Annotated in this window: 23 protein-coding genes and 4 pseudogenes; 8 read left to right on the top strand and 19 right to left on the bottom strand. The window is 38.5% G+C overall.

From position 1 onward, the window contains the following. Window positions 1-52: 52 nt before the first annotated feature. Together NSQ44_RS06390 and NSQ44_RS06385 are read left to right on the top strand one after the other, a co-directional pair. Window positions 53-316, top strand: coding sequence for a hypothetical protein (locus NSQ44_RS06390; RefSeq protein ID WP_094245493.1), 264 nt, complete (start codon window positions 53-55; stop codon window positions 314-316). Next, window positions 304-924 (top strand): IS3 family transposase, encoded by a 621-nt coding sequence (locus NSQ44_RS06385; RefSeq protein WP_340855971.1) that lies wholly within the window; start codon window positions 304-306, stop codon window positions 922-924. The genes NSQ44_RS06390 and NSQ44_RS06385 overlap by 13 nt, the downstream gene beginning before the upstream one ends. Before the next feature lie 115 nt (window positions 925-1,039). Here the strand turns inward: NSQ44_RS06385 and NSQ44_RS06380 are convergent, their stop codons facing one another. Then, entirely contained in the window at window positions 1,040-1,885 is an 846-nt protein-coding gene (locus NSQ44_RS06380) for a hypothetical protein (protein WP_094245491.1), read from the bottom strand. Between the two features lie 142 nt (window positions 1,886-2,027). Here NSQ44_RS06380 and NSQ44_RS06375 point away from each other — a divergent pair, with 142 nt between their 5' ends. Next, window positions 2,028-3,401 carry an IS1380-like element ISGsp2 family transposase gene (locus tag NSQ44_RS06375; protein WP_044899598.1) on the top strand — a complete coding sequence of 458 codons (1,374 nt, stop codon included), beginning with the start codon at window positions 2,028-2,030 and terminating at the stop codon, window positions 3,399-3,401. 688 nt (window positions 3,402-4,089) lie between these two features. On the opposite strand, the gene NSQ44_RS06370 is transcribed toward NSQ44_RS06375, so the two are convergent. Together NSQ44_RS06370 and NSQ44_RS06365 are read right to left on the bottom strand one after the other, a co-directional pair. Then, on the bottom strand, window positions 4,090-4,257 hold the full coding sequence (locus tag NSQ44_RS06370) for an antitoxin VbhA family protein (RefSeq protein ID WP_157727930.1): 168 nt from the start codon (window positions 4,255-4,257) through the stop codon (window positions 4,090-4,092). A 92-nt stretch (window positions 4,258-4,349) separates the two neighbouring features. Beyond that, window positions 4,350-4,652 (bottom strand): hypothetical protein, encoded by a 303-nt coding sequence (locus tag NSQ44_RS06365; RefSeq protein ID WP_094245490.1) that lies wholly within the window; start codon window positions 4,650-4,652, stop codon window positions 4,350-4,352. Between the two features lie 70 nt (window positions 4,653-4,722). Here NSQ44_RS06365 and NSQ44_RS06360 point away from each other — a divergent pair. Then, window positions 4,723-5,137 (top strand): annotated as a pseudogene (locus tag NSQ44_RS06360) (transposase); the annotation flags it as partial. A 721-nt stretch (window positions 5,138-5,858) separates the two neighbouring features. Here the strand turns inward: NSQ44_RS06360 and NSQ44_RS06355 are convergent. After that, on the bottom strand, window positions 5,859-6,275 hold the full coding sequence (locus NSQ44_RS06355; protein ID WP_063389413.1) for a universal stress protein: 417 nt from the start codon (window positions 6,273-6,275) through the stop codon (window positions 5,859-5,861). 170 nt (window positions 6,276-6,445) lie between these two features. On the opposite strand from NSQ44_RS06355, the gene NSQ44_RS06350 reads away from it, so the two are divergent. Next, on the top strand, window positions 6,446-7,003 hold the full coding sequence (locus NSQ44_RS06350) for a DUF420 domain-containing protein (RefSeq protein ID WP_063389414.1): 558 nt from the start codon (window positions 6,446-6,448) through the stop codon (window positions 7,001-7,003). A 59-nt stretch (window positions 7,004-7,062) separates the two neighbouring features. Here NSQ44_RS06350 and NSQ44_RS06345 read toward each other — a convergent pair whose 3' ends face one another. The 3 genes from NSQ44_RS06345 to dat all read right to left on the bottom strand — a co-directional run bounded on the left by NSQ44_RS06345 (window position 7,063) and on the right by dat (window position 9,842). After that, on the bottom strand, window positions 7,063-7,887 hold the full coding sequence (locus NSQ44_RS06345; RefSeq protein ID WP_340855958.1) for an alpha/beta hydrolase: 825 nt from the start codon (window positions 7,885-7,887) through the stop codon (window positions 7,063-7,065). A gap of 110 nt (window positions 7,888-7,997) precedes the next feature. Next, a complete protein-coding gene (locus NSQ44_RS06340) occupies window positions 7,998-8,924 on the bottom strand; it encodes a dipeptidase (protein WP_063389416.1) in 927 nt (308 codons plus the stop codon). Between the two features lie 78 nt (window positions 8,925-9,002). Beyond that, window positions 9,003-9,842 carry a D-amino-acid transaminase gene (gene dat / locus NSQ44_RS06335; RefSeq protein WP_339194949.1) on the bottom strand — a complete coding sequence of 280 codons (840 nt, stop codon included), beginning with the start codon at window positions 9,840-9,842 and terminating at the stop codon, window positions 9,003-9,005. Between the two features lie 146 nt (window positions 9,843-9,988). Between dat and NSQ44_RS06330 the strand changes: the two genes are divergently transcribed. Further along, entirely contained in the window at window positions 9,989-10,405 is a 417-nt protein-coding gene (locus tag NSQ44_RS06330) for a DUF4395 domain-containing protein (RefSeq protein WP_340855947.1), read from the top strand. A 63-nt stretch (window positions 10,406-10,468) separates the two neighbouring features. On the opposite strand, the gene NSQ44_RS06325 is transcribed toward NSQ44_RS06330, so the two are convergent. The 4 genes from NSQ44_RS06325 to NSQ44_RS06310 are packed head-to-tail and all read right to left on the bottom strand — an operon-like array spanning window position 10,469 to window position 14,207. Then, window positions 10,469-10,975 (bottom strand): RNA polymerase sigma factor, encoded by a 507-nt coding sequence (locus NSQ44_RS06325; protein ID WP_094245485.1) that lies wholly within the window; start codon window positions 10,973-10,975, stop codon window positions 10,469-10,471. Window positions 10,976-10,992: 17 nt separating this feature from the next. Beyond that, window positions 10,993-12,951: a DUF6449 domain-containing protein gene (locus NSQ44_RS06320; RefSeq protein WP_340855938.1), complete on the bottom strand. Its 1,959-nt coding sequence runs from the start codon at window positions 12,949-12,951 to the stop codon at window positions 10,993-10,995. Further along, complete coding sequence (locus tag NSQ44_RS06315; protein WP_094245483.1) at window positions 12,926-13,825, bottom strand: ABC transporter ATP-binding protein; 900 nt, start codon at window positions 13,823-13,825, stop codon at window positions 12,926-12,928. The genes NSQ44_RS06320 and NSQ44_RS06315 overlap by 26 nt, the downstream gene beginning before the upstream one ends. Next, entirely contained in the window at window positions 13,818-14,207 is a 390-nt protein-coding gene (locus tag NSQ44_RS06310) for a GntR family transcriptional regulator (RefSeq protein ID WP_063389422.1), read from the bottom strand. Before NSQ44_RS06310 ends, NSQ44_RS06315 begins: the two co-directional genes overlap by 8 nt. 840 nt (window positions 14,208-15,047) lie before the next feature. Between NSQ44_RS06310 and NSQ44_RS06305 the strand changes: the two are divergent. After that, window positions 15,048-15,248 (top strand): annotated as a pseudogene (locus NSQ44_RS06305) (hypothetical protein); the annotation flags it as partial. Here the strand turns inward: NSQ44_RS06305 and NSQ44_RS06300 are convergent. The 5 genes and pseudogenes from NSQ44_RS06300 to NSQ44_RS06280 all read right to left on the bottom strand — a co-directional run bounded on the left by NSQ44_RS06300 (window position 15,178) and on the right by NSQ44_RS06280 (window position 19,001). Then, window positions 15,178-16,257, bottom strand: a complete 1,080-nt coding sequence (locus tag NSQ44_RS06300) for a hypothetical protein (protein ID WP_340855931.1) — start codon at window positions 16,255-16,257, stop codon at window positions 15,178-15,180. The pseudogene NSQ44_RS06305 and the gene NSQ44_RS06300 sit on opposite strands and share 71 nt — an antisense overlap. Before the next feature lie 20 nt (window positions 16,258-16,277). Further along, window positions 16,278-16,943, bottom strand: a complete 666-nt coding sequence (locus tag NSQ44_RS06295; RefSeq protein WP_340855927.1) for a response regulator transcription factor — start codon at window positions 16,941-16,943, stop codon at window positions 16,278-16,280. Between the two features lie 130 nt (window positions 16,944-17,073). After that, a pseudogene (locus NSQ44_RS06290) lies at window positions 17,074-17,594 on the bottom strand (GNAT family N-acetyltransferase). 19 nt (window positions 17,595-17,613) lie between these two features. Further along, a pseudogene (locus NSQ44_RS06285) lies at window positions 17,614-17,815 on the bottom strand (MarR family transcriptional regulator); the annotation flags it as partial. A gap of 208 nt (window positions 17,816-18,023) precedes the next feature. Then, window positions 18,024-19,001: an NAD(P)H-dependent flavin oxidoreductase gene (locus tag NSQ44_RS06280; RefSeq protein ID WP_208651366.1), complete on the bottom strand. Its 978-nt coding sequence runs from the start codon at window positions 18,999-19,001 to the stop codon at window positions 18,024-18,026. 146 nt (window positions 19,002-19,147) lie between these two features. On the opposite strand from NSQ44_RS06280, the gene NSQ44_RS06275 reads away from it, so the two are divergent. After that, a complete protein-coding gene (locus NSQ44_RS06275) occupies window positions 19,148-19,618 on the top strand; it encodes a hypothetical protein (protein ID WP_340855918.1) in 471 nt (156 codons plus the stop codon). 463 nt (window positions 19,619-20,081) lie between these two features. Here NSQ44_RS06275 and NSQ44_RS06270 read toward each other — a convergent pair whose 3' ends face one another. From NSQ44_RS06270 to NSQ44_RS06260, 3 genes are all read right to left on the bottom strand, one after another. Further along, window positions 20,082-21,860: an adenine deaminase C-terminal domain-containing protein gene (locus tag NSQ44_RS06270; RefSeq protein ID WP_327848707.1), complete on the bottom strand. Its 1,779-nt coding sequence runs from the start codon at window positions 21,858-21,860 to the stop codon at window positions 20,082-20,084. Window positions 21,861-22,003: 143 nt separating this feature from the next. Next, window positions 22,004-23,095 (bottom strand): AMP-binding protein, encoded by a 1,092-nt coding sequence (locus NSQ44_RS06265; protein ID WP_340855911.1) that lies wholly within the window; start codon window positions 23,093-23,095, stop codon window positions 22,004-22,006. Next, a complete protein-coding gene (locus NSQ44_RS06260) occupies window positions 22,992-23,573 on the bottom strand; it encodes a class I adenylate-forming enzyme family protein (RefSeq protein WP_340855906.1) in 582 nt (193 codons plus the stop codon). The genes NSQ44_RS06265 and NSQ44_RS06260 overlap by 104 nt, the downstream gene beginning before the upstream one ends. Window positions 23,574-23,586: the final 13 nt, after the last annotated feature.

The following is a 23,586-nucleotide window of genomic DNA, read 5'->3' as shown; positions in this document are numbered from 1 at the left end:
TGGAAATAAATAACAATCATCTTTAGAGGAGATCAAGTGGAAAGCTATCGAGATGAAACAAGCAGGGTATACCAACCGAGAAATTATGGAGACGTTAGGGATTAAAAATAAGACGCAGATGACATGGATGAGATGGTATAAACATGGCGAAACTCATCGGTTTTCTCAGCCTGTAGGGAAGCAATATGTATGGGGGAAAGGGGCACAGGAATTAAATGAAATGGAACAGTTCAAAATGCAAAACCGTCAGCTAGAAGCACAATTGGAAACCTTAAAAAAGTACAAGGAACTAGAGAGGAGATGGTGCCAGAAGTAGTGGTCCAAGTTGTAAGAGAGTTAAAAGACAGATATCCTGTTATCCTTATCTGTTCTTGTTTAGGAATTCCAAGATCGACATATTATCGATGGGAAAAGAAATGGGAAGAGTTCATGATGGAATCAGAGTTAGAACGGTTGATTCAAGAAATTTGTGTAAAGAATCATTATCGTTATGGTCATCGCAAGGTAAGAGAAGTCCTACGGCTTAAATATGGAATCAAGTTGAATCGCAAAACCGTACAAAAAATCATGCAAAAACGGAATCTTCAATGCCGTGTGGAGAAAAAACGTCAAAATTGGATCAATGGAGAAAGTAAAATCATCGTACCGAATCGTTTAAACCGTGATTTTACGGCTTCTCAACCAAATGAAAAGTGGGTAACGGATATCACTTATTTGCCGTTTGGTACCTCGATGCTTTACTTGTCAACCATTATGGATTTATACAATCATGAGATTATTGCCTATCAAATCAGCGACCGACAGGATGTTCAGCTAGTGTTAAAGACACTAGAAATGGCCGTAAAAGAGCGACAACCAAAACAAGTGTTACTCCATAGCGATAATTCGAATTCAGGCCAAATTAAACTACCTGTCTCCTATTGAGTTCAGGAAACAGGCAGCATAGGTGTTTTTTCTGTGTCTCAAATAGGTGGGTCAGTCCAACCGTGACATTGATATTAACAAGGCGATTTTTTTACCTGACAAGAGGTTAATTTTCTTAAATTAGAGCAGTACTATAACTTAACCAACTTGAACATCCACCACTTGCATAGGTTGAAACATTACCGGATGCACTTCCATTGTAATAAACAGTTATGTTATTCGTATTGTAATATACATAGGTAGTCGGTTGACCTACGCAAAATGCACTATTACGCATAGTTGATTTGGTTTTTGCCTGTGCATTTCTGCCACCAACAAAAGCATGTGAAAGATTGTGGCTGCTTTCACTCCATCCAGTTGCTGTAAGCCATTCTCTTCTATCTCTTGCAGTGTAGGAAGTTACGGAACTACCATTATAATTAAATGTCATCTCGGTTTCTACTTTATTAACTTGAAGATTAATAGGATCGACCCATTTAGTTCTATAAAATCTAGTTTTACTTGCCATTATCTCTATACTAGAATTTTCATCTAGGGTTATGTGTTCAGATTCAGACGTAGCCGTTGTTACTCCCTCTTGTTCAGCAAAATCATCAACATCATCTGAAATTCCTATTTTAATTAAAATTTTGTTTTCTTTTTTATTATAGGCATATGGAGTAGCAACAACAGCTCTATCTTCCTCAGCGGTTTTAGTTATAGTGTAGTCATACTTATATGTTTTATACTCGTCAACATATTCACCTTGAACTTCGTAATATCGAACCTCTTCTTTAATTTCACTTAGTAGGGTTTTATTACTTTCTACAAATTCTCCATCAAATTCATCGACACTATGTATTTCTTTAACATTACCTTCAATCCAAAATGATTCATTTGCGGCATTACTAGAACTTGGAAATGAAAATGCTAGTCCAAAAATTAGAGAAAGAAATAAAAAACTACCAAATAATTTCTTCATTGTATCAAATCCCCCTTTTATGATTTATTTTCCAAAAAAATATTAACCTGAATCCGTGACAAAACATCTTTACAATGGTCGCAAACCGTTGATACGATAAGGGAAAACGACGTTGACGATTCTTCATCAAGTAGGTGATGTGATGAAAGATTTCCCGATTCGGTTTGTATTGACAGATGAAGCGATTACCCCAAGTGCTGGGCTTGCTCTCGTTGGCTACTTACTCCATCGAACGAAACTGGATAAACGGGTAAACGCACTTCGGCTTCCAACGGTTCGTCGAGAAGTGCACATTTCCCATAGCGATGTCATTCGCTCGATGATTGGCTTGCTTGCCACAGGAAAAACGGATTTCGATCATATCGAAGCGTATCGTCAGGACGATATCTTTTCGGCATCGATGGGGATTCAGCACGTGCCTTCCTCTCCAACCTTGCGACAACGACTCGATCAGCTCGCTTGTCTTCCGATGACCGAAACGATTCTTTGGGAGGAGTCCATACGTCTGTTGATTCAACGACATGCCACTTTGTCCCCTTGTTGGACCAAAGGAAAGACGACATGGCTTCCCCTTGATATAGATGGTTCCCCATTTGACAACTCCGATACGAAAAAAGAAGGAGTCAGTCGAACGTATAAAGGATTTGACGGTTTTACACCGTTGTTTGCGTATGCAGGGAAGGAAGGGTATCTCGTTCATGCCGAGTTGCGTCCAGGGAAACAACATGTGCAAGACAACATGCCCTCGTTTTTAGTCACCGCTATCCGTCGAGCTCGTCAACTGACTTCATCTCGTCTGCTTGTTCGCATGGATGCAGGAAACGATGCAGAAGCGAATGTGCACGTATGCCTAAAGGAAGACGTGGACTTTGTCATCAAGCGAAACTTACGCCGAGAATCGAAAGCGCTTTGGTTCCAGATCGCTTCGCAAAAGGGCAAACGTGTCGATGATGGACAAAGCGAAGGAGTACAAACCTATGAGCTATGCCTTCCACAGAAGGCAGCGATCGATGGAAACACGTATACGTACGTTCAAGTCACCCAAGTGACGGAACGGACGATGGAACGCAATGGACAGCTGATGCTCGTTCCTGATTATGAAGTGGAAAGCTATTGGGTGCGGCTCAAAGGATACGAGCATGTTCGAATGAGCGATGTGCTCGCGTTGTATCATGACCATGCGACATGCGAACAGTTTCATAGCGAACTGAAGAGCGACTTAGATTTAGAGCGGCTTCCATCTGGGAAGATGAAAACGAATGCGCTCGTGTTGGTCATGGGAGCCTTCGTTTACAATCTTCTTCGTCTGATTGGACAAGATCTATTAAGCGATCCGAGACATCCGTTGCACCACAAAGTGAAACGCCGCCGCATCAAGACGATTATTCAGACGGTGATCACGATGGCAGGGCGACTCGTCCGTCGATCACGACAGATCTGGATGAAACTGACGCGAAGGAGTGGCTATAGCGAGCCCCTACTGAACGTCTATCAGAAATGGAGAGAGGCAAGATAACGAACGAATGTTCGGGCACTGATGTCCAACGTCACTCCCTGTGCTTTTTTGTCTATTTTTTTGGTTCGTATACCTAAAAAAGAGATTTGTTCCATTTTCGGAAATAGAGATGACATAGGTCATAAGCATAAAAAGGGTTTTATGGATTATCAATCCATCAAAATTACAACAAAATCAAAGTCGATTTCAATTCATCACGGATTCAGGATTAATATGAAAAGGAGGATTTTGTAAACTATTATTTTTAAAAAAAAAAAAATAAATTCACTTTTTTCTCATTTTTTTTGAAAATTAATCTTCCAATCCAAACTATTCCTCCGCCAAGAATTAGCAGAAATAAAATTTAAACAACTTGGAAAATAATATCTCCTACAAACATAGGTAGATTCTCCTTTCACAGATGAGAATGATCATTTTCAAATTAAAACCTACTTGGGATCGCATAGTTTCGGTTGATGAAAGGAATAAAGTTATTAAAATTTGTCATGCAGATTATTTAAGAACTGGTGAAAGTAAATAGTCAAGTTTAGAGGAAAGTTTGTAAATTCAATTACAGCTTTCCTCTTTTTACTTGTCTACTTCCATTTTTTTATATAAATCATTTTAATGGTCTGTTCTATTGAAAATTGGGCTCAGTAGTCCTGCAATTTTTTACTATATAAGAAATTGGCATTATTAATTTTTAAATTTACTTATGTTTTGCTATTTCTAATGCTTGTTTATGAAATTCTTCTTCGGTAATTTCGCCTTTCAAAACCTTTCGTATTAAAGCTTCTTGTTCAGGCGTTAAATATAACCCTTCTATGGCATTGGTAGCTTTTACATATTTCCAGGCCTCTTCACAAATTTCGCACATCTCATCATTACCTACCTTTCAAGTTCTATGTTTTTATACCGTTGCTTGGATCCCCTTTTTCGTTTGGTTTGTTGCTGCTGGCGTTTTCGTTCCTAGGTCATTTCAATTGCGGCTTGCTCAATTCCTTTTAGGACTGCATCTGATAAGCCTAGTCCTTTTTCAAAAGATTCGATTTGTCCTTTAAATTCAGGAACTCTCGCTTCCATTTTGCCGAGCTGATCCACTTGTTTTTCAAAGTCCGTTCTTCCAGAAACGCCTTCATTCTCCATGTAGAATTTATAACGGTCACGGGCAGCAACGGCATCTTCATACTCTTGTTTGATGGACTTGGAGAAAAGCATCTTCCCTTTTAGGAACGGGTTATGCTCCAATGGCTTGCTGCTTTTCGTAATCACTTAGATAACCTTCTGCGCGCTCTAAACGTGACCGGTTCTGATCCACACGGTGAATTTCCCCTTGTAGAATGAATATCAAATATTAATCAGTATTCCTGGTATAGGGAAAAATACAGCCGTTCGTTTGATTGGAGAAATAGGCGACATGACACGCTTCGAAAATCATAAGCAACTCAATGCCTATGCAGGAATGTGATATAAGGCGTTTTCAATCAGGCACATTGTTTTACAAAGATAAAATCAATAAGCGTGGCAACAGTCATCTGCGCAAAATCCTTTATTTTACGATTCAAAATATGATCCGCCAACGACGCTTTGGACACAATCATTTTGTAGAATACTACGACAAATTAAAAACGCAACCCTATAACAAATGTCATAAAGTTGCGTCCATCGCATGTGTGAATAAGTTATTGAAGTGCCTTTTCCACCTTATTACACACAATTTAACGTACAATTACGAAATCGCTTCAGTATCTTCGTAATTGTGTAGGAAAAGTATAACATAATGGGGCTAGCGAAAAAAAGCAAAAGTCGTTAGGTCTATTTGGCATGCGAAAATATTTTTTTGGCGGAAGGGGTACCCCTTCCGCCAAAAAAAGATTAATGATCTCAAATAATTATTGATAAACCTCTTGACTAATCGTAAGAAAAATGATCTGTCCTGCTAAAGAAGCTTTGCAGCGGAAATGTGTGAAAAGGAAAAGGGATTTTAAAGCGATTCCCATAAAAAGATGTTCCAGTATTTTAACGTTTGCACTCATTTTTGGCCATAAAAGCAGGGATCCAAAAAGGTCAGCATTTTGGGTCCCTTTCTTTTGTCAAGTCGTAACAGCTGTTGCCGGTTGAGGTACACAATAGAGCAATTGATTTGCTTTTCCTTGCAGAAAGTTGATTGCTTATAAACCAGACGTCGTTGCTCTAAGTTTTTCATTTAATGCACAAATACGTTTATATGGCTATTATTCATGGGCAGTGCATGCCGCAAACCGCCTTTCTTGCTGCAGCAATTGTAAAGTATTCCCAAAACAGCTTCTGCTGTAATTTAAGGCATATTGTTATTCCCTGCAGTGCCCATCCCCTCTTCATTTCATCCTATCCAGTAATGATCAAAAGCTTTGAACAATTTCTCCCTTTCACTTTATAGTAAACAAAAAAAGCCCATTTTAGCTCGTATGTAAATTAAAATGGACAAATTTCTTATTTTTATTTAATGATTAAGACTGGACAGTGAGCCTCTTGGGCTACTTTTCGGCTGACGCTTCCCAACAACGTTGCTTTAAGCGCGCCTTTTCCTGCACTCCCCATTACAATGATGGAATAGTCATGTTCTTTTGCATAATCCGTAATAATTGTTGCTGGCTCTCCTTGGAAAATATGTGTTTCATGCGGGACGTTGCTTTCAGTAAGGAATTCAATCGCTGGTTTTAAAATCGCTTCGTTCTCTTCATCAATTAATTTGGAAATATCAACAAAATAATACTGCTCTGTAAATCTTAAATTATTGACATGCAAAATCGTGATTTTTTCAGACCCAACTGTTTTGGCAAGTTTTACAGCATGCTCAAGCGCGCGTGTAGAATGGGCAGATCCATCCATAGGAACTAATATTTTTTTGTACATCCTCATCCCCTCCAAAAGAACTATTTTTTCTTTATTTCCATTTTATCAAAATTTTTCTAAAATTTAAGTAGAGATTTGTCAAAATTTCGATTTTCACCACTTTGTCACTTTTAAATTCATTTTAAAATGATAAAATATACAATGAGAAAATTTATGTTAGGAGGAAAAAAATGGACTCCATCCAAAACTATGAACAGCCTCACAACAAAAAAAATTACACCGGCATTGTTGTGACACTGTCAGTGATTATAAATGCCGTTATTTTACTGTTATTTTTCTCTCCTCTCGGATATCGAGGCGAAGTCCATTTTGATTTGACGATTTTCCCAAGACTTAATGCGATTTTTAACAGCTTTACGTTCGTCTTTCTGCTCGCTGCTCTTTATGCAATTAAAAAGAAAAATATCAAAGTACACCGGAACTTTATCATCGCAGCGTTTACAACGACCACCTTATTTTGTATTTCTTATTTAACCTATCATTTTTTGCAATCTGAACCGACCCGTTATGGCGGCGAAGGATTTATGAAAACATTTTATTTATTTATTCTTACTTCCCATAGTATATTAGCAGCCGTCATTGTTCCGCTTGCATTGTTTGCCTTTTTCTGGGGAATGTCAAGACAGGTAGAAAAACACCGGAAAATTGTTCGCTGGGCGATGCCGATTTGGCTATACGTCTCATTTACTGGTGTTCTTGTATACATCTTGATTTCTCCTTATTATTAAAAAAAGAAGGTTGACCGAGCTGTCCGGTCAACCTTCTTTTTCGTTTAGAAACTCTTTCATTAAATAATCTTTTTTTTTCGATCATCGTTTAACTTTCTTTGCCGTTCAAGCCATTCTCCTGTTTGTTGAAACAATTCGGTTGAATGACAAATAGACGAAAATGTATGGTTTCCGCCGATAATGAGTGATTTTTCAACGCTGTTAGCCCTTTTTTTGAAGCTTTTTTCATACAGGCAAGCATAAGAAGGAGAAATGACTTCATCTTCTGTTCCGTGGGCAACGAATACGTCACCTGTAAACGATTTTGCCTCTTGTAAAGGAGTGTACTGTTCAAGCGAGCGGAAAAATGTTTTCGTTAAGGAATAGCCTTCATAATCAACATATTGGCTTGATTCTGCTTCTTCTAAGCCTTCCTTTCCAACTATGGCGGCTATATCTTCAAATGGCCGACCGACCGCTCCCCAAATCGCCAAATTCTTCACGCGGTCATCCCGTACAGCTGTGAGTGTCGCCACTGCTCCTCCTAAACTATGGCCAAGCAAATATAATTCATGTTTGTCGATGAAAGGAAGCTTTTCAACAAAATCGATAACATGAATCGTTTGTTCAATAAAGCGGTCGAGGCCGTAAGTTCCGTAAATACCGCTGCTTTCGCCGCAGCCTTCGTAATCAAACCGCAAAACGGCAAAGCCGAGCGAAGCAAAATGATCAGCTGCTTTGACAAACAATCGGTTGACACCTATTCGGCTTCCTACAAAACCGTGGCAAATAACAACAACTGGAAATTTTTTGTTGTTGGTTAGAGCTTTCGGTATATGCAATGTGGCAGCTAACGATGCCTGTTGGCTCGGAATATAGTACATTTTTTCCATAAAATTAACCACCTTTAATCGTTCGTTTTTTTTATTATAATGTTTATAATTCCGATAAGTCAAGTATGTTTTTAGGTATTTAAACTCAAAAAAAAAGCAATCTTAACAGTTTGCTTTTGCACCTATTTCGGTAAATGATTGAGAAAATTTTGATACGCAAATCCTTTCACTTCGTCCTCATTATAATATTTCAACAGTTCATTGATCAAGTTTTGTGTTTTTGCCGCATTTTCCAATCCTATTACTTTTTGCTCAATTCCGTCAAAATCAGAGCCAAGTCCGATTTGTTTCACTCCGCCTAGCATGCAAAAATGGTCGATATGTTTGATTACATCTTTGATTGCTGCCTGATCATTAGTTGTTAAAAATTGGGGGGCGTACACGATGTGAATGGTACCGCCTTTTTGAAACATTGCCCTTGCCTGTTCATCGGTTAAATTGCGCTGATGATCACATAAGGCGCGGGCGTTTGAATGGGTCGCAATCGGATAATCCGCAAGCTCGATTACATCCCAAAACGCACGCTCGCATAAATGGGAGACATCAGTGAAAACGCGATGCTCATTGTTTGCTTTTATGATTTCCTTGCCAAATGCTGTTACACCAGCGCCTCGTTCTTCAAGTGCTCCATCAGCTGCCAGATTGGCATAATTCCATGTCAATCCAACTGATCGAACTCCCAGCTGATAAAGAAGTCGAAGTTTGTAGAGATCTCCGCCAATCGCATCAACACCTTCGAGAGTCAGCATCGCCCCAATTTCATGTTCCTCAAGCTTATAAAAATCAGACCAATCCTTTATTTGCTTCATTTCCGGATTGTTTCCAAGCACTTCTGTAAAAAACAGATCGATTTGTTCAAGCGCCGCTTGGAATTTGTATTCAGTTTTTATTTTTTGATCGATAAAAACGGCAAAGCATTGAACCTTAATTTTACCTTTGATCAATCTTTGTTTATTCGTATCCAAATACGAGGCGTTAGCAAACTTCAGCTTTCCTTTAGCATTCGCCAGCTTCATCAGCGCATCACAATGAAGATCAATAATATTCATGTTTTCCCCCTGTTTTTTATGATAAAAAAAAGCCTGGCAGGAAAGATTTCTTGCAGGCTTTTACAATCAATAAGCTCGTTATTCGTTTGCGATGTTTTCTTGGAATTTTTGATAAAGTGTTGTCGCGATCTCACCCGGTTTTCCCGTGCCAATTTTTTGCCCGTCTACGGTCACGATTGGTAAAATTTCAGAAGTTGTGCTCGTAATGAAGACTTCATCGCTTTCAAGTACATCCTCTTTCGTAAACTTTTCTTCTACTAATGTTAAACCTTCTGTTTCAATGATCGATTTTACCGCCATTCTTGTAATTCCTGACAATATATGCTTTGATAGCGGCGTCGTATAAATTGTTCCGTTTTTGACGATGAATACGTTGGAGCTCGACCCTTCCGTCACATATTCATCACGGACTAAAATCGCTTCATAGCTTCCTTTTTCATGGGCGGTTTGTTTAGCTAAAATATTCGGCAATAAGTTAAGCGATTTAATATAGCAATTGGCCCACCGCTCATCGTCATGGAATATAGCAGAAACGCCGTTCTCCCGCAAATGATGGGGCAATTGCTTTGCAGGTCTTACGGTCATCGTTGTTGAAACAGAAACATCTGGAAACAAATGATTTCGAACGGCCACTCCGCGCGTAATTTGCAAATAGACGTCGCAATCTGTTAATGCTGATTTTTCAATTGCTTCTTTTATCAGCTGTTCATATTGCTCCAATGTTTGATCGAGTTTTAATTTAATCGCTTCAGCACTTGTCTGTAACCGCTCTAAATGCTCGCGCAGCATAAACGGCTTTTTGTTATAAACGCGGATCACCTCATACACTCCGTCGCCAAACTGGTGTCCTCTTTCATCAATCGGGATCACCGGTTCATTGAGGTCAACAAAGCGACCATTTACATAACCGATTGACATTTTCATATCCCCCTAATTTCCATAATATCTACCAACCATTGTAACATATTTATATGAATGGAGGCTTGATCAAAATCAAAAAAGTGCAATGCCTGCACATTTATGATATAAATATCATAAAACATATATGGAAAGGTGGGATTTCCATGGACGGCATCCCTCGTCCTCTAGTTAGAACGAATCAATGGACAATTGTTTTGTCTGTTTTGATCACTTGGATCACAAACGAGCCGCTTTTTCTTCTTATTCCGCTTATTGCTGGCTTGATTGGACTCATTTTTGGTATCAATCCGATTATGGCGGCCGCTAAAACGTTTTTACGAAAACCACATTCGTCCTATCATTTAGAAGACAGATCTGATCAGCAATTCAATCAAATCATTGCCTGCACATGCTTGCTGCTAGCTTTTATCGGATTTTCTTTTCATATTGATGTTTTAGGATATATTTTTTCGATTTTAGTTTTTTCAGCGGCTTTCATTGCGATTTTAGGATTTTGCATCGGCTGCTTTATCCGGTTCCAATGGAAGCAGTATCAATATCGAAAAGCGAAAAATTCATAAGCTTCTCCCCTGATTTTAAAAATCTGGGAAAAGACGTAAAAAAGGGGCAAGAGCACCCGAACTTTACATCGCATCTTTCAACGACACTTTCAGCGTGCGTCTTGCCCTGTGAAGCCTAGTTTTAACTGTTCCTTTCGAAAGCTTTAGCTGTTGAGCTAATTCCTGTTCTTTTAAATCATAATACAATTTCAATTCTAAAATTTCGCGGTATTTCGGTTTTAGTTTCCGAATTTCTTGAGAAATGGTCTCTTTCAGCCATTCATATTCTGCTGTTTGTTCCACATTGCCCCCTTGACTGATCAATAATTCATCAAGGGGGCACGGCGTTTTCTGTTCCTTCCGAAGAAAATCTATCGCAGTTCTCGCTGCTACTGTACCGAGCCAACCAGAGATTTTTTCCATATCCTCAATTTGTTCAGCCTTTTGATAAAATTTCAAAAATGTTTCCTGCAATACATCTTCTGCCAAATGTACATCTTTCGTTATGGAAAAAGCAATCCGGTACACTTTTTTATAAAACATACAATAGATGTCTTGAAAGCTCTCTTGAGCGGATATTATATCATCCATAATTATCCAATCCTTTTTTATTTTTTTGCCTGTTTCTTGATCGATTCAGCTATTTCTGGATGAGCAAAGCTGCCAACCTCATAATTTCCATTTTTATAAACAATGAACATAATATTTTTTCCTGAAGTCGATTCTGTTTCATCTTGCAAGCATTGCTCAATCAACTGTTTATCTACAATTTTGACCGTTTGCGGATCTTGTTCAATTTCTTTTAGCATATTTTTATAATCCAAATCGTGATTGATGTTATTCTCCGTTATGAGTACATATTGGACATCATCAGCTGTCACTCTTACGTTTTTAACCGTTCCGTTATTCTTCATCCATTCATCGAACTCTTTAAAGCTTTTTTTCCATGGAATGAATAATTGCTTATTATTTTTTAAAATGATTTCAATTTCTCCCCAGTCTTTTCTTTCATCGGTCATATCTTCATATGTAAGATTCGTGATGTCATTTTTTAATGCTTTTAATGCTTTTGCTAGTTGATCAGAATTATTGGCAATATCCACTTTTTCAACATAGTAGTTTGGATAGTTAGAATGAAATACTATTTGTTCAACATCTTGATCGTTTACGTCTAGAACTTCATAGGTTGCTTTTTTATATTCCTTCGATTCATAAATCTCCTTCAAATATCGTTCGAACGATTTCCGATCAACTTCATATTGGCGGATCGATTTGCTTCCATTTTTTAAATAATAGACGATAAACAACGATTCAGGTTCGGAAACATCTTTGGATCTATTTTCGGCAACGATTTCTGTATGCAGCTTTTGAATTGCTTCGATTATTTCCGGTTCCTGGTAGATAAACTTATTAATCATCTCGTCCTCGTAATACCAATAATTGCTGAAAAATACCGATTGTATTTCTGCAACTCTCGGAACCTTTTTCTCATATCCTCCCGCACCAGAACCGGTCAAAATGAATACGAGTATCACTGCAATAAAATAAATAAACAATCCTTTGAAATTAGGCTTGATTCGCCACGTCTGCTGCAAGATCATTTCAGCTATAAAATAACCGATGAGTGTACCAACTACATATCCGGTACAAATCCATAATAAGCTTCCGCTATAGTCAATAATGCCAAAATACATCCCACCGAGCAGCATCGTACAAAAAGTGGCGCCATATTTAAAAACTGGTTTAAGCTTCCAGTAAATAACGGCTTGTGACACATATTCGACTGGCCGCCGTGTGTACAGAAGCAAGGAAATACAGCAAAACAAGGCTGCTAGCAATAAATAAACGGCGATTTCCCACCAAGAGAAAGGCTGGAATTCGAGGGAAATCAGCCTCGTAAGCGGTGAAAAAAATTCGATCCAAAGATTATTATTCAAATAATAGCCGCTCGGAAATCCAAACAAAATGTATTGCAAATTGTACACTATAAGTTGATAAACCCCGAAAGGAAACAATAAAATAATCAATGTCAATATGGCTTGAATCGTGCTAATTCCTGTCAGCATGGCAGAGAAGGTGCCGATAGAAAACAATAATAGCGTATAGGCTAAATAAGTACAAAACCATCTAACAAGGTTCAAATCACGAAAATAGCTCGACAAATCAAACACCTGTATAAAAACGGCCAATATTAGAGAAGTAATCATGACAGGTACGATTAAAAACACAACACCCGTCAGCCAATGATGCCAAAAAAGCATTTTCCGATTAATCGGAAGACTATGAAGAAAATCGCTGGATTGCTTTACATGCAGGAACCGAAACAAAAAAATGGACATAAGCACAGGTATCACGATTAACATGAATAATTGAAGTTCTTGTGCAATGGAAAACAAACTTTCATATATGTTCTCTTCATTATAATTCTCTCTCCCGGAAAACAACACCGCAATTTCCATCGGTACTGATAGAATTAGACCGATCAAAAACGCTAGTCCTACCCAACCGACAGAACGGAAATTTTGAATTAACAGCTCTTTTTTAAATAAGGATGTTTTCGATTGCATATCCTTTTTCCCCCATTTCATAAATAAAAATTTCCTCCAATGTAAGCGGGAGCAAATCGAATAAAAGAGGCTTAAAGCTTTTTATATAGCTGGAAAATTCATCAGCATTTCCTTTTACAATGAATAAATGCACGCTGCCTCTTTGTTCCTGATAGACAATTTGAAGCTGCTGCAGCATTTCCGAAGGAACGCTTCCTTGAAAGGCAATTTGCACTTTGTGTATATTCGACTTTAGGTCATCCAAATTCCGTTTTATTAGCAGTTCACCTTTATGCAAAATGCCGATATGGTCGCTTATATCCTCTACTTCCTGCAAGTTGTGGGAAGAGACGATCACAGTCATTTCTCTCGCTGCCACATCTTGGATGATTATATTTTTCATTTTTTTCCTCATGACCGGATCTAAACCGTCAAACGGCTCGTCTAAAATGAGCAGTTCAGGCATTGCGGAAAAAGCGAGCCAAAATGCCACTTGACGCTGAACTCCTTTTGACAGGCGATAAATTTTTTGCTTAAGATCTAGATCAAATACATCCTGCAATGTTTGAAATCGTTCTCTGCTGAAGGATGGATATATGTTTTCATAAAAATTCGCCATCTGTTTGATCGTATAATGAGGGAAAAAATAAGGAATATCTGTAAGGAATATGAATCTTTGCTTAATGTCTTCATTTTCAAATACAGGTTTTTTATCAATTAAAATGTCTCCCCTATCTTGTTTATACAAACCTGCGATCAGCTTCAACAGCGTCGTTTTTCCAGCGCCGTTTGAACCTAGAAGCCCGAAGATGGTTCCTTTTTCAATTTGTAAATCGATGTTAGATAACACAGTCGCATTTTGAAATGTTTTATATACCTTTTTGACTTCAATCATCTCTTTTTCCCCCTTGATGATCTTTGATAATTTCCTCCATGATCTGCAGGAGCTCATCAGATTGCATCCCTAAAAATAATGCTTGTTGTGCTAATTTTTGCAAATTTTCTTTAACCATTTTCAGCTCTTCCTGATTAGATGCCTCAATTTTCTCCGAAACAAAATTTCCTTTTCCCTGAATCGAGTAAATATATCCGATCCTCTCCAGCTCACGGTAAGCTTTTTGAATTGTATTTGGATTCACCGTCAATTGCTGCGCAAGCACTCTGACGGAGGGAAGTTGTTCTCCCCCTTTCAGCACTCCGCTTACAATCATCTCTTTTATTTGATCGACAAGCTGTTCATAGATCGGTTTTCGGCTTCGAAAATCTATATCAAGCATTTTCCCGCAGCCCCCACATCTGTATTAACTGTATTATAATTCTTAATACAGATAAATCATACTTTATTATAAAAAAAATGACAATACTTTCTGGAAAAATTTTTTTGCGTCAAAAAAGCACAGTTTTTTACGCTGTGAAAGACTGTTGTCCTTTTTCAAAGTTTGATTTATATGATTGTGCTATTTAAAACAGTGAGTACATCTCTTCTAAACTATTTTCTGTCTGTTTGTAACTGGCAGATGTTCAAAACTTTTATTTGTTTGCCAACCAATGGACAGACGATGAGAAGCACCGCCATCAACCGAAAAATTGGATTATAGTTTTCAAGCTTTTCCCAGGAAATTTTTTCTTTTGAAACGAACCGTAAGATAATGATGAACTGAGTTTTCCGCATCTGCTATTTTTTAAACGATTCTTCCTGCCGATTTTCAAATGTTGGAACAAACGATAAGTACATCTTTTCCAAACTGTACCGACATTCCCAGAATGTTTCTTGTCCATTTTCGTCCATCCAGCCTGCTTCCCGATTGATTAAAGTGCACCAGAAAAGGAGTTTACTATATAAAAAAATAGTAGGAGATTCAGCATGTATTTATCCTTGTTGCTCTCAAATGAGGCTTCAACAATGTGAAACCCGAAAAAAACATATTAAGATTAGTAGCACAGACCACGACCAATGTCTGTGCTGCTATTTTTTTAGTAGAAGTGGAGAAAAGGTCGTGACAGCCTAAAGAACGATAGGTTCGCATTGAAATAACTGGCCTACTTCACGGACCTTATAAGATCAGGTTTAATATGTTGAATCCATGAGATCGTGGATAAGAAAAAGGAATCGTTAACGCCAACGACGCATTGGAAACAATCATTTTGTAGAATATTACGACAAATTCAAAACGCAACCTTATAACAAATGTCATAAAGTTGCGTCCATCGCTTGTGTGAATAAGTTATTGAAGTGTCTCTTCCATCTTAATACACACATTTTAACGTACAATTACGAAATCGCATCAGCAACTTCGCAATTTTCAGGAAAAATATAACATATTTGATGAACGCAAAGATTATGATGATGAAGCCGGTAGCCCAAATAAACTTTAATGTCGGCACAGTTTGTTCCCATAAGTTCACATTACGGCCTACGACAGTCCAAAAAGGGCTGTAGCTACCATCTTCTAGGGTCCTTTGATAAGTCTCAATCCAATAAAAGCGATAATTGAAAAGGTTGACTTTTTCCGAGTATACTTCCGATTTCTCCTGTTTCATGAATAATGGGGGAATCAATTGATTTAAATTGGCTGGATTTATGACCGCTTTCCGCAATGCATTCTGTTCCTCGTTATTCGGATTACCTAAATTATTTGGAATGATCTCTGCCGTTTGGTCATAATAGGGTAAACCTTTTTTATTTTCATAATTCGTTTCATACACAATTACGTCGCCAGGAACACCACTACTTCTACTTAACTCTCCATTTTTGTTAAACTCATCTGCATACATTCTATGTACGTAGATTGTTTTAGGAATCATCATTTCATTATCCAACCAAAAACCCTCTACATAAACCGCATATCCTGATAAGTCCCCAACTTTTTCAGCCTTTGGTGCAGCATATAAATAATCTTCAATCTCTTGACTTTCTTCATCACTAAACCAGTCTTCAGGATTAATATAAGCGTAATCGGTGTAATAATTATTTCCAACCACTTGTGAAGTATAGCTGGCAGTCCAATAAGGGTTGGTATTATATACTAGTTCGTAATCTCCCGTAAAAAAAGCCAATTCTGTATCTGGTTCCAAATATAATGTATTAACCAATTCTTTTCTTACTTTGGTGATATCTATAATTTGATTGTTACTAACATAGTCTTTAATGATTCTTTCTATACTGGTGCTTAAATATAAACCGTCCGTTTGAAGGTCCATCATGGCGATTTTCTTTTGCTTGGATAAAAAAAATGTGCTAAACGCCAACATTAATATTAGATAGATAGCTAGTAACAAACTAAAGATACGTAAATAGATTTTTCTCTTTGGATGATCCCTTTTCATTCATTCACCTCAAGCTTGTATCAGTATCCTTTTTTGAATACGGTTTTGATTTGGGATGAAGCACTGCCTAAAGCTTTTCGTAATTTTTTTACATGGTTGTCCACTACCCGTTCATTGCCTTCAAAATCATATCCCCAAATCCGGACAAGCAACGTCTCCCTGCTAACGACTTTACCAGGATGGTCCATCAAAATTTTTAAAATGGCAAATTCTTTTGGTGCAAGCATTACCTCTTCATGATTGACAAACACCGTATATCGGTAAGGATCTAATGTAATGCTTCCCGCCTTCATAATTTCATGCCGCACCATTCCCTTTGCTCGCTTCAATAAAGCATTGGTTTTGGCATACAGTTCAGCCAACGAAAAGGGCTTTGTGACATAGTCGTCGCATCCTAGCTGGTAGCCGTATAAACGGTCATTCTCCGCTTCCCTTGACGTTAGAAAGATAATGGGAACATCGCTCGACTTTCGAAGTTCCCGGCAAAGGGTAAATCCATCCAACTCCGGCAGCATCACATCAAGAAGCACCAAATCATAATCGTCGCTATACAATTTTTGTAAGCCTTCCTCTCCATCTTTCGCTGCATTTACGATAAACGTCCCGTTGCTTTTTTCGGTGAAATAATCTGTTATAATTTCTCGTATTTCCTCGTCATCTTCTACTAAAAGCAGATTGAAAGCCATCTCCATCCCTCCAATACCAAGGTAACATACAAATTTATCCTTTTTGTATCCTTCTGAAAATAAAAAACCCCCGCATTTGGAAAACAGCCAAAATACGAGGGTTCTCCCAAAACTATTTCTTTGCTCCACATCAACCTTCCAATGTTTTAACCATAATGTAATCCGTTTGCTCCTCATCGCCCAAATAAAAGACATGGGAGCCAGTTTTAACAAATCCCATTTTCTCATAGAAACCAATGGCATTTTCATTCTTTTCCCAAACCCCAAGCCAAATTTTTTTCTTATTTAATGCCTTTGCAATTTCAACAGCTTTATTAAACAAACATTTGCCGAGTCCATATTTTTGAAAGGTTTGTCGAATATAAATGCGTTCAATTTCCAGGTATTCTTTGCCCATCTTTTCCGTTTGTGCATCATCCACATTGACCTTCAAATACCCCACCACTTCCTTATCAACGATTACAAAATAAAATTGTGAGTGCTTATTGGCTAGTTCCTTTTCAAGCTGTTCCAAATTGAAAGCTTTTTCCAAATAGGTTTCATATTTTCTGGGGAGTTTTGGTCTTTAAAAGATTCATAAAAGGTTTCCCTGCCGACCTTTTGCAATGTTTTGATATCTTCAAGGGTGCATCTTTTTATTTCAATGGCCACACAAAATCTCTCCTTGCCGCTAATAATTTCGTTTATTCCCTTTTTTGACGTATTCCCAATCTTTTTCTACATTTTTTCTTACTCGCTAAAAGATGGAATAATGATTCCACTTCTGTTTCAGAAAGTCCTTTTAAAGCCACGGCATTGGAATAGTCATGTTCTCTTTTAAGCAATGGATAAATGTTTTTTCCCTTTTCGGTTGGGTATAATTTTTTAATTCGCACCAAATTAAGTTGTAAACGCACTAATGGAAACTTCATCCGCACGAAATAAGGTTGTAAACGCACTAATGGAAACTCCATCCGCACGAAATTAGGTTGTAAACGCACTAAAAGAAGCAGCTTCCGAACCAAATATAAATGCAAACAAAAAACTTCCTATGTTTAACAGATGCGAGAATCTGTCTACCATTAGGAAGTACTGCATATTTTATTGATTCGCATATACGGCTCTCTTTTGAATTAACTCCTCATAGGCTTGATGATATTCTTCGTATAATCGATCCACCAGCTGCTCTGTAGAAGTAATTTCTTTGATAACCCCAATTCCTTGGCCGCTTCCCCAAATGTCTTTCCAGGCTTTTTTGCCGGCTTCTTTAAAGTTCATGGCTGAAGGGTCGCTTTCTTTCAAATTATTCGGGTCCAAGCCGGCGTTAATGATGGAGCCTTTCAAATAGTTCCCATGTACACCTGTAAAGAGATTGCTGTAAACAATATCTTCTGCAGAACTATCCACAATCATTTGCTTGTATTCCTCCGCCGCCCGGGCTTCATGGGTTGCAATGAATGGAGAACCAATATATGCAAAGTCGGCTCCGATTGTTTGTGCAGCTAAAATAGAGTGTCCGCGTGCAATCGCTCCCGATAAAGCTAATGGACCATCAAACCATTCCCGAATTTCTTGTACAAGAGCAAACGGGCTTTGGGTTCCAGCATGTCCACCAGCTCCTGCCGCCACTGCCACCAGTCCATCTGCCCCTTTTTGAATGGCTTTTTTGGCAAAGGTATTATTAATGACATCATGGAATACAAAACCGCCATAACTATGGGCAGCCTCATATACCTCTTCCCGTGCACCAAGGGACGTAATAATAATAGGAACTTTATACTTAACGCAAAGTTCCATATCCTTTTCTAAACGGTCATTCGTTTTATGAACGATTTGATTAATGGCAAAAGGTGCAGCAGGCTTATCCGGATTTTTGGCATTGTAACTGGCGAGTTCTTCCGTAATTTCCGCAAGCCATTCATCCAATTGACTAGATGGTCTTGCATTCAATGCCGGCATAGAACCCACAATTCCTGCTTTACACTGGGCAATCACTAGCTTTGGTGTACTAATAATAAACATCGGTGCCCCAATCACGGGAAGACGCAAATTTTGCAACACTTTAGGAACATTTCCCATCCAAACCCCTCCTTGTTTAACTATATTATACATACTATACTTTACTGAATCTATATTATTTTCAGTAAATATAGTTAAGGCGATTCATCTCCCACTTACTTCGCTTCGTTGAAGTGGGAGTCTTCTCGCCTAATGAAGATAAACAAATGCGTGCAATGACGAGATATTATGATGAATTAAGTAGTGAAATGACGCATTTATATAGTCGTTTACATGCGATTCTACAATTGAGTTTTCCTGAGTTAGAAAAGCTATTCAGTAAACGTTCTGCTTTATTTTTGAATGTCGTTCAATTATACTCTCATCCGGATCATGTGTTAGTTTGTTCAAAAACAGTGATTCGTAATCGTTTAAAAGCCAACACAAGAAAAAACTTATCATTGGCACGTGCTGAAGAAAAAGGGATCGCTTTAATCGAAGCAGCAAAAGAAGCGTATCCAGCAATTTCAAAAGATGATATTCGCTGTGAACAAGTGCGGGATTATGCCAAACGGATTGCAGACTTGAAGGAGAAAAGAGATCAACTTGTCCAAAAGATGGTTAAATTATCGACACACATTTTTACGTACAATTACGAAATCGCATCAGCAACTTCGCAATTTTCAGGAAAAATATAACATATTTGATCTAGTGAAAAAAACAAAAATCGTTAGATCTATTAGGCATGCGTAAATTTATTTAGGAGGAAGGGGTACCACTGCCTCCTAAATAAATCCACTGAAACAAATAGTTACGAAAAACTCTTGACTAATTGTAAGAAGGGGCTCTCCGTTGAGTTCCTAAAATGAAGGATTTTGGAGAAATACTGCTGTGAAGGACAAAAATAATCGAATAAAATTTGTAAATGGCCTTCATAGAGGCAATGAGGTCCAACAAGAAGCAATTGTATATGCTGAAAACCGAATTCAGAAAGAGAGCATAAGAAAAGTCCTTCATAAGACTTCTGAAGGATATAAACAAGATTGGAAAAATGGCCTGTCCGATAAGTTCCTAAAATGAAGGGGCTTCAAAAAGTCAGTTAACTCTGACTTTTTGGGCTGCCCCCCCTGGAGGAAACGGCTCAGCTCTCTTTTTCTAGTTTTACTTCGCGATTTGATCTTTTATTGGTTCCGCTTTAAGCAGCATTTCATTTTTCTTAACATCATACAAACCAAATGGAATAAGACGAAGACCGGGCAAGAAATCACAAGTTAAAAACAATAGCGTATATAAAATGTCATGGAATAGGAATCCTCTTTGCTGCACGGCTGCTAACAGCTCATCATGATATCGAACAGCTTGATCAAATGATGAATCGTCCGTCATCATGCCGGTAAATGGAAGAGGTATTTCAACCACAATGTCCTCGCCATCAACAATGACGATTCCTCCTCCTAGTTCATGCACTCTTTTAGCCGCCTGGGCCATCGCTTTTGGATTTCTTCCGATCACAAGCAATTCTGTTGTAGTATTGTAAGTTGACGCCATCCCATCTAGATGAACGGCAAATCGTTCTAATATCGCTTTCGACACCCACTTTCCGTTCCGGTCAATTAACGATGCATACAATAAGCCTTCTTCACCGGAAATATCTGCGAATCCCTCTGCTTCTGGAAGCTTAACATCTTTTCGCTGCGTAATGACATTGCTTTTAAAATAAGCGACCGGAACAGTTTGTTCAGTACTTGAATATGGGTAACGGTACAAGTTTAAATCGTCCAAAAGTTGCTTCGAAAACGCAAATGGCTCCCGGACAACATATTGATTCCAATTTAGTTTTGGTGTCGACACAAGCAAATTTCCTTGCTCGGCTACGACTTCACCTCTTGAAATGACGATATCCGGCCGAAAATATTTCAAATCTGGAAGAAGTAAAATGTCTGCCAATTTTCCTGGAGCAATCCCGCCGATATAATCATCTAAGCGCAAATAAACGGCTGCATTGATCGTAGCCATTTGCAACGCGTTTATGACCGGCACTCCTAATTCTACAGCTCTTCTGATCAATCCATCGACAAAGCCTTCTTTTTCGATAAACCCAGGGTGCGGACCGTCGGTTGTCATCGTAATTCGATGTGTACTGACTTTCCCTTCTGTAATCATTTTTATAACTTCAGGGAAATCAGGGCGAAGCGAGCTGTTGCGTAAAGTCGTCCACATTCCCAACCGCAGCCTGTCCAGCGCCTCTTTTGCCGTTATTGCTTCATGACAAGCACTGACTCCGCTCGCAGCAATGGAAATCAATTTTTCATATGAACAGCCCGCTGTATGACCGTCCACGACTTTCCCTTTCTGTTTTGCCACTTCAATTGTATCAAGCAAAAAGGAATCAGCCTGATACAAAAGCGGCCATCTTGTGACCTCCGCTGTTCCGACAACTTCTTCTAATTCTAAAAGCTCTTGGACATCCTTTTGATTAAACCATTCCCTTTCTCCTTTGAAATCCGCTTGCGAGACAAGCCGGACAAGCCAAAGAAAATTGCCCGGAAGGTCTTTCAAGTCTTTGACCATTTTTTTAAATCCAGCAGCTCCCATATGCAAATAAAAAAACAAATTGTCATTTACCGTTGTCGTTGTTCCAAGGGGAAGAACTTTCCTAGTCATACTAACAGGATTGTAGATGACCCACGGATGTGCATGCGGTTCAATAAAACCTGGTGAAACATACATCCCTTCTGCATCAATAATTTTTGTATGTTCATCGGAAAGGACATCCCGTTCGCCGACATATGCAATGGAGTCTTGATAAACAGCGACATTTTGCTTCAACAATTCTCCTGAATAGACGTTGATCACCGTACCATTTTTGATAATTAAATCTGCGGGCCTCCGTCCTTGAGCCACTTCAATTAATTCCGATCTTGACGCTTTTTGTCTCAACAGTTTCACTCCTACTCTTTTAAAAAATGTTATGAAGAAGCCGTAGGTCATCAATCGGATGTCAAATTTTTCAGAAGGTTGATTAACTTTATGATGAAGGAAGATCAAACATATGTCTACCGTTTGATCTTCCTTGCATGAAATTATCGCAATTCTGTTTGCAAATCTTCTTTTAATTTTTTCTGAAGTTCTACTTTTTTAATTTTTCCGCTCGGCGTCATTGGCAGCTCATCGACAAAAACAACTTTATCCGGTATTTTGTAGTCAGCAATTTTTCCTTTTAAATAATTTTTCATCGATTCTTCCGTTTCCAAAGCTCCGTCTTTTAATTTTACCGCCGCACATGAAATCTCTCCTAAAACAGTGTCAGGCAGCCCGATAATGGCTACTTCTACTACATTCGGATGCTTATAAAGAATTTCTTCAATTTCTCGAGGATAAATGTTGTAGCCGCCGCGGATGATCATTTCCTTCTTCCGTCCAACGATGCGGACATAACCTTGTTCATCAAGCGTCACTAAGTCACCTGTATAAAGCCAGCCATCTTGATCAATGGCTTCTTTCGTTTTTTCAGGCATGTTAAAGTAGCCTTTCATGACATTTAACCCGCGCACAGCAAGTTCGCCAATTTCTCCAGTCGGTACAGTTTGGCGATTCACATCAACAACTTTAATTTCAACTCCTGGAATCGTTCTGCCAACCGTTTCTGAACGAATGATGTCACTGTCTGTAAAGCTTGTAATTGTCACAACTGGAGATGTTTCCGTTTGACCATAGGAAATAGTTATATTGCATCCCATCTCATTTCTAATTTTTTTCACGACTTCGACAGGGCATGGTGCTGCCGCAATAATACCTGTTCTTAACGAAGATAAGTCATAGGATTTGAATTGAGGGTGATTTAATTCCAATATAAACATTGTCGGAACTCCATGGTGTATCGTAATCTTTTCTTGTTCAATCATTTTTAATACAGCTTCCGCTTTAAATTGCTCCATAAACACCATTTTGGCACAGGCAGTCACAGCTGCCAGTATGCTTGGAACCATGCCAAACACGTGAAAGACAGGAACGACCACTAAAAATACGTCATTTTCGTCGCATTGAAGCGCCTCCACTGTACATGCGGCATTATGGACAAAATTTAAATGCGTGAGCATGGCACCTTTCGGAAGTCCTGTTGTTCCTGAAGTATATAAAATGGAAAACACATCTTCTTTCGGATCGATGGACACTTCCGGCGGCAGCTTCGACTGTCCTATTTTTCAGCAAATCTTCAAAGGAATGGTGACCATCTTCTTGAAACCGCACCGTAAACACCATTTCTAAAGCGCTTTCATTACTTTCCATTAAAGATTTTACCGTATGGAAATGGCCATGCTCTTCTACCACAAAAATTGCTTTTGCACCAGAATTGGCCACTATATAAGACAATTCTTCAACACGATATCGCGTATTGCATGGAACTAATATGGCGCCTATTTTTGCAATTGCAAAATATATGGCAAGAAACTCATGCCAGTTCGGCAGGCATGCAATGATGCGGTCTCCTTTCCCTATACCGAGCTGGTGGAAAGCGGAGGCGATGGAATCGGACATTTGTTTGATATCTTTGTAAGTTAAACGTTTATAGCCATCGTAAATGAATTCTTTATCAGGATAGCGCTTATATGCTTTTTCAAACACATCATGAATGGATACGTTAAGATCCACGCTACTCTCCTCC

Origin of the sequence: Aeribacillus sp. FSL M8-0254 (genome assembly GCF_038008845.1) — a bacterium.
GTDB classification, from domain to species: domain Bacteria; phylum Bacillota; class Bacilli; order Bacillales; family Aeribacillaceae; genus Aeribacillus; species Aeribacillus composti.
Note: the sequence above shows the minus strand (reverse complement) of the source record. Positions and strands in the feature narration are given on the sequence as shown.